Genomic DNA, 1247 nt, shown 5'->3' on the forward strand with positions numbered 1-1247 from the left:
CGGAACGTGTCAACGCGAACGAGACAGCGCCGTCGTGAATTCTATGAGGGTGCGGCTACAACAGCGGCAGCTCGCGCCTCGCGTCGCGGCGTCTTCGCCGCGGCGTGAGGCGCACTCTGGTTTCTGGCATCGGGCACCCGCGGCTCGCGTCGCGGCGTCTTCGCCGCGGCACGAGCCGCGCTTCCCTCTTCGGCGCTTGCGGCCACTCGCTCCGCTGCGTCCTCATCGATTGGCGACGGATTGATATGCACCGCCGCGGGCGGCCTTCGCGCCACCGGCCGACCATTTGGGAATCGCTCGGGGTTTGCCGCATGAGCGCCATCGAGCGCGGCCTGCCTTCGCGCGGCGACCTCCTCGACGCGCCCGTAAAACACCTCTGCGGGCGTGAAGAGCGCGATTCCCGAGTGCTGGTGATGCTCGTTGAACCACCCGAAGAACTCCTGGCACCACGCCCTTGCGTGCGCCATGGATGCGAATGCGCCGGGGTAATCGGGTTGGTACTTCAGCGTCTTGAACTGCGCCTCCGAGAACGCATTATCGTCGCTCACGTGGGGCCGGCTGAAGCTGCGCGCCACGCCCAGAAGCGCGAAGAGCTGCGCGAGATCCACCGATTTCATCGGCGCCCCCCGGTCCGCGTGCACCGTCAGCGCGCCTGGAGCGACGTCGTGGCGCGCGATTGCCTCGGCGAACAGCCTCTCGGCGTGCGCGCCATTCTCTCGCTCGGCCAGGAGCCACCCTACGACCATTCGGCTGAACAGGTCGATGATCACGTATAGGCAAAACATGACCCCTGGAACCACGCTGCGCAGCTTCGTGATATCCCACGTCCAGACCTGATTCGGAGCCGTCGCCGAGAGTGTCGGCTTCACGTGCCTCGCAGGAGCCCGCTGCGCCCGTCTCTCGGCGTTTTCACCCTGCTCGGTGAGGAGCCGGTACATCGTGCGGATCGACGCCATGTAGACGCCCTGGGAGAGCAACGCGGCGTATACCTCGGGCGGCGGCTGATCCGCGAATCGCTCGGAGTGCAGAACCCCGAGAATCGCATTGCGCTCGTCCTCCCCGAGCCTGCGCGGGCTCGGCGCGCGTGTCGCATGGCTCGGCGGCCTCGAAGGCGTCGTGCATCGATAGACGCTCGCCCTGCTGACGCCGAGCGCTTCGCACGCCCGCGCGATCGGGATCGCCGGATCGTCGATGTCCTCGATGATATCCATCAAGACTCCTCGTCGGTCGTGAGCTCGATCCCCAGA

The 1247-nt window shown here is 66.8% G+C and carries 1 protein-coding gene; it reads right to left on the reverse strand.

Annotated features, from left to right (window positions below):
• Positions 1-41: 41 nt before the first annotated feature.
• Positions 42-1211 carry an IS3 family transposase gene (locus GF068_RS43220; RefSeq protein ID WP_153825427.1) on the reverse strand — a complete coding sequence of 390 codons (1170 nt, stop codon included), beginning with the start codon at positions 1209-1211 and terminating at the stop codon, positions 42-44.
• Between the last annotated feature and the right edge of the window lie 36 nt (positions 1212-1247).

The organism is Polyangium spumosum, from assembly GCF_009649845.1.
GTDB lineage: Bacteria > Myxococcota_A > Polyangia > Polyangiales > Polyangiaceae > Polyangium > Polyangium spumosum.